The sequence below is a fragment of the Bacillus sp. Medicinal_06 genome (genome assembly GCF_056711665.1).
The window spans coordinates 1-5123 of the sequence record NZ_JBWYHD010000038.1 but is presented as its reverse complement, the minus strand read 5'-3'; the positions used below and the strand labels follow the sequence as shown (position 1 = coordinate 5123).

Genomic DNA, 5123 nt, shown 5'->3' with positions numbered 1-5123 from the left:
GAAGTCTTCAACCAAACTTCGTTTTTTCGACGTATAACGCATTACATGAATTATTAATAGTTTCATAAAACTGGTCCACAATATTCTCCATCTCTTTATGTCTTCGGAAACTTTGCAACAGAACCATATAACTTAATTGATATACTAAATAATACCAATTAAGAAAAGGAGTTAGTGTCAGATTTTGTAAGTTAACGAAAAATTTTTAAAAATATGGCGAAAATATGAACAGAAACTTCATTTTGTACAAAACAAAACCCTAGTCTCCTAGGGTAATGGGTATAACGCTCGTTTCTATCGAGCTATTACATGATATCCTGTAACGGTGTGGATACAACAGTAATTGTTACTAAAAAAGTAAGTAGATAGTAAAAGGGGAATGGATATGGCAGTGGTTAGCAGATCACATAGAGCTTTGAAAAGAAAATACAGACAGGTGAGAAAAGAATTTAAGAAAGATATATATGAAGTAGCAAAGAATAATCGTGCTTTTGCAATGATGATCATTGAAACTTATACGGCAAGTCAACATAGAACTCATATTTTGAGAATCTGGAGTTTGTTAGGTAAACATCATAGAGAAGTACACCAAGACTATTGTGATAAATTAATGGGCCAGCATTTAACAGGACGAGATGAAATAATGAGGTCCATCTATTTCGCGGATGAAGAATTACATCGTAAATATCGTCGTAAAATACCAGAGTCATACGCAATGGGGGATGCTTTAGGAATTGCTTATAAGGTATTGAGACAAAAAAGGGCAGCTAGCAAAAGCTAACTGCTCGGCTCCAGGGAATCTCCAAAAGGGGGATGGAGAAAGAAAATTAAATTAGTCATGCACTAAAAAACCGGATGCTAAAAAATATGTAAAAATAAAGGGTTTCTGATATTAATACGGATAACCCTAAAAGCTAATAAAATGGACTGCTCCCAAAACAATAAAAATGAGTTTCATTACTAAAAAAGACATAAAATTTTCGTTTTTGAGACAACTAATTTTTTTAACTTGATGGTGATATAGCTGAATTCCTTTATATATTTAGCTAAATATGATTATCAGAATAAACTTGAAATAACTATGATTTCTAGAAATGCGAACTGATGTTGTGAATTAATTTAAAGCTGATGGAACAAAATAGAACTAATTAAGCAAAAAAACTTGCAAAACTAAAAAGAAGAATGTATATTATTGACGTATCAATAATTGATATATCAATTAATTTTTAGTAAGAAAAAAGGGGTGAGTTTTGAAAACATGTTGTTCAGAAGAAGCTGAAATTTTATATAAGTCACAAAATTTGAACAAAGTAATTGGTGCGAAGTTTGAAGCATGCATTGGCATCAGTTAATCTCGATTGGAATTGCTCGCATTGCTCTATCACGTTGATGAAATTAGTCAAAGCGATCTTCAAAAAAGGTGAATATTGGTGGCGCAGCCATCACCAGACACGTTAAACAGCTTGAAGCCAAAGGAATCGTATTAAGACTGAGGATAACCGTATAACGCTTGTTCGGTTATCTTAGCAAGGACGAGAACGAATCGAGTCTTCCAAGAAAGAAAAGGAACGTTTTATGAAGGAAATGCTCGTAAATGTCAGTGTAGAAAAACGCAATGTACTTATTTATGTTCTATCACAGATGCAAATAAATATAGAGAATATTAAAGCATAGAGGAGTGTTTATACATGGGAACTACATTAAAAACAAACGATTTTATGAAAATCATGAAAGGACGTCGATCCATACGTAATTATGATCCAACAGTCAAAATCAGCAAAGAAGAGATGGCCGAAATATTAAAGGAAGCTACTACAGCACCATCCTCAGTTAACGCACAACCATGGCGCTTTCTTGTTATCGAAAGCTCGGAGGGAAAAGAAAAGCTTGCAAAACTCGCTAAATTTAATCAATCACAAGTTTCTACTGCATCTGCCGTTATAGCAGTATTTGCAGATATGGACAACGGTGACTATATAGAAGAAATTTATTCAAAAGCTGTTGAGCTAGGGTATATGCCGCAAGAGGTAAAAGACAGACAAGTACAAGCATTGACTGCACATTTTGAAAAGCTTCCAGTCCAAGAAAATCGAGAAACTATTCTGATTGACGCAGGCCTGGTCTCCATGCAATTAATGCTGACAGCACGTGCGCATGGATATGATACAAACCCAATCGGGGGTTATGACAAGGAAAATATCGCTGCAACCTTCGGATTGGAAAAAGAGCGCTATGTACCAGTTATGCTACTATCTATCGGTAAAGCAGCCGACGAAGGATATGCTTCATACCGTCTCCCTGTTGATAGAATTGCACAATGGAAATAATATAAAATTGATATTAGGGAGTAGAAAGGAGAGAGTGGTGTGGAAATAATCGCAGCTATTTTAGTGGGAATCGTAGCATTAGAACATTTATTCATTATGATCCTTGAAATGTTTTTTATTGATTCAAAAGTGGCAAAACGCGCTTTCAAATTACCGAAGCACTTAGAAGGAGATCGAAACGTAACCATTATGTTTGCAAACCAGGGTTTATATAATGGATTTCTAGCCGCTGGTCTCATTTGGGGACTTATACTGGGGCTCAACCCAATTGGCTATATGATTCAATTATTTTTCGTAATTTGTGTGGTGATAGCAGCTATTTTCGGAGGTTTCACATCCAATAAATCAATTATTGTGAAACAAGGCTTTCCAGCTATTTTAGCACTGGTTATCCTTTTATCTGTGATATAGAACCCAAGCTTTTCAATAACAAGAACCCATTTTTGAAAAAATATAAAAGTGCTAATTAATCATAATTAGTTTTATAAATTATAAAAATCATGAACTTAGTTTTACTTTTTATAATTAAAATGTTCCAATTTAAGACACTTCAAAAGGTTCTGGTGCAAAAACTTCAGGATAATTACAAGTAATCTATAAAACTTGGACATACTGATACTATTACTCTAGAAAGGGTGAGTGATTGGTATGGAAAAAGAAAATTTGTTCAAATGGAAGCATTATCAGCCTGAACTAATTTGATTAACAGTAAGGTGGTACCTGCGGTACAACTTAAGTTTTCGTGATTTGGTGGAAATGATGGAGGAACGGGGATTATCTTTGGTTCATACAACCATTACATCAATACGGTCTTGAATTAGATAAGCGAATTCGACGTTATCTTAAATCAACCAATGACTCGTGGAGAGTCGATGAAACTTATATTAAAGTAAAAGGTCAATGGATGTACTTATATCGTGCAGTTGATTCAGAGGGGAATACAATTGATTTTTATCTAAGTAAATCAAGAGATAAACAAGCAATCAAGCGCTTTTTCGTATGTTTCTAAACCTGGCGTGATAACAGTAGATAAGCCCCCCTTATCCTATAGCAATTCGAGCGTTGAAAGAAGAAAAGCATATGCCTGAAGGTATAGAGCTAAGACAAGTTAGATATCGCAATAACATAGTGGAACAAGATCATCATTTTATTAAGAAACGTGTTCGTTCTATGTTAGGGTTCAAGTCTTTTGACACAGCTACATCTTGTAGGAGTGGAAGCTATGCACATGATTAAAAAAGAACAGATTAATTTACGGGATCAGTCTGTTCAAAACCAGAAAGAATTCATCCATCGATTGTTTGGGCTTACAGCATAAAATAGAATTCCACTAGAAATATATGAGCTATATTCTCTTTTATTTTATCTTTGCACCAGAACCAATTCAAAATTATATTCAACACTAATTATTTATATCGATAGATACCGCATTTAGCACTACCCCAACAGGTCCTAATTTTTCAATCAATTTTTTTGCCTTACCATATGGAAAATCTAACACTATAGCCATCCATAGCCCTTAATAAAAAAATAATTAAGACCCATCAAAGGGTCTTAGATTAGCTAAATTAACAAGTTTCTTCACTTAAAATGTGTAAGATTCGCCGTCATCTGGCACTAAAACGTTGGCGGACATTTCTTTTTCAGCAAGGAAGCTTTTTAGTTCGTTTCTGGACAGTGTCCAGTGGTTCACAGCTTCCATATGGACTACAATAATTTTTGCATCAGGAGCAGCCTTATACACTTCGTAAATATCCTCTTTACCCATGATGAGAGAACCGCCTTCAAAGAATTGATTATCGCCACCATTTACTACAATGACTTCTGGTTTATGTGTATCAATCACTTCTTGGACAGCGTCATACCATACTGTATCCCCAGCTACATACAATGTTTGCTCAGTTTGGTGCTTGAAGACAACGCCACATACTAAACCAGCAAGTTTTAATATTTCTCCTCTTCCGTGTTCACCCTTTGTTTTGATTAATTGGATATCCTCAAAGACTGTATCTTCTTGTAAAACCTCTACATGTTGGAAACCGGAGTTTCTAACTTCTGTAGCATCTTCTTCATTTTGTACAAACATTTTTATATCTTTTGGCAATATTCTTTGAGCCACCTCATCAAAGTGATCTAAATGCAAATGAGTTACAATGACAGCATCTATATTGTTAATAATATTTTCAACGGATATTGGTAAGCTAACTAAAGGATTATTTTGATCTTGTCTTAACGAATTTGGGAAAGGTGGATAAGTACCTTTCTCGGCTAACCTGATAACGTGGAGAGCTTACTCTCGATGAAGCGTTGGAAAGGAAAATAGTCGTGAGATTAGCGACTGTATAATTTCTCTTTATATCAGTGAAAGTGGTGGCACAGTACCGTTGAAGCGTGTAATGAACGTGGAGGGATAGCCACTAGACTAATTAAAGATTCATTCAACCATGCAAGACAGTTCTTATACGATTAATAAGGTTCTTGTAAGACTAATAGAGGTTCAGCTCCAAAGGAGCCACCGACTTGTTAAAACGAAAGAAGCTGAGGCACAATGAGTATTATGATATGCAATATCATTTTGATTCCTTATACACTCAAAGTGCTAATGGTCAAAATTTTTATGGATTACTCGATTTAATGCAGTCCGATGAAAATATTCAATTAGCTTATCGGGGTTCTGGTGCAAAAAATTCAAGGCTCTTGCAAGTAATCTCCTAAACTTGGACATACTGATAGTATGAATCTAAAAAAGGTGTGATCAGTATGGAAAAGGAAAATTTGTTTAAATGGAAACATTAT

At 34.8% G+C, this 5123-nt stretch carries 4 protein-coding genes and 3 pseudogenes; 6 read left to right on the top strand and 1 reads right to left on the bottom strand.

Features of this window, described 5'->3' with window-relative positions; translation table 11 throughout:
- The first annotated feature begins 385 nt into the window (after positions 1-385).
- From AC1M36_RS28115 to AC1M36_RS28095, 5 genes and pseudogenes are all read left to right on the top strand, one after another.
- Positions 386-781, top strand: a complete 396-nt coding sequence (locus AC1M36_RS28115) for a hypothetical protein (protein WP_336454611.1) — start codon at positions 386-388, stop codon at positions 779-781.
- Between the two features lie 469 nt (positions 782-1250).
- Positions 1251-1674 (top strand): annotated as a pseudogene (locus AC1M36_RS28110) (MarR family winged helix-turn-helix transcriptional regulator).
- A 14-nt stretch (positions 1675-1688) separates the two neighbouring features.
- Complete coding sequence (locus AC1M36_RS28105; RefSeq protein WP_336454612.1) at positions 1689-2327, top strand: nitroreductase family protein; 639 nt, start codon at positions 1689-1691, stop codon at positions 2325-2327.
- A 39-nt stretch (positions 2328-2366) separates the two neighbouring features.
- Complete coding sequence (locus AC1M36_RS28100) at positions 2367-2738, top strand: DUF1304 domain-containing protein (RefSeq protein WP_336454613.1); 372 nt, start codon at positions 2367-2369, stop codon at positions 2736-2738.
- Between the two features lie 237 nt (positions 2739-2975).
- Positions 2976-3645 (top strand): annotated as a pseudogene (locus AC1M36_RS28095) (IS6 family transposase).
- A gap of 267 nt (positions 3646-3912) precedes the next feature.
- Here AC1M36_RS28095 and AC1M36_RS28090 read toward each other — a convergent pair.
- Positions 3913-4599: pseudogene (locus AC1M36_RS28090) on the bottom strand (MBL fold metallo-hydrolase); the annotation flags it as partial.
- 248 nt (positions 4600-4847) lie between these two features.
- Between AC1M36_RS28090 and AC1M36_RS28085 the strand changes: the two are divergent.
- Positions 4848-5042 carry a hypothetical protein gene (locus AC1M36_RS28085; RefSeq protein ID WP_479846502.1) on the top strand — a complete coding sequence of 65 codons (195 nt, stop codon included), beginning with the start codon at positions 4848-4850 and terminating at the stop codon, positions 5040-5042.
- Positions 5043-5123: the final 81 nt, after the last annotated feature.

What these genes read in the sequence shown, in the direction of transcription:
- AC1M36_RS28115 (WP_336454611.1), top strand. Translation starts at nt 386, where the DNA reads ATGGCAGTGGTTAGCAGATCACATAGAGCTTTGAAAAGAAAATACAGA.
- AC1M36_RS28105 (WP_336454612.1), top strand. Translation starts at nt 1,689, where the DNA reads ATGGGAACTACATTAAAAACAAACGATTTTATGAAAATCATGAAAGGA.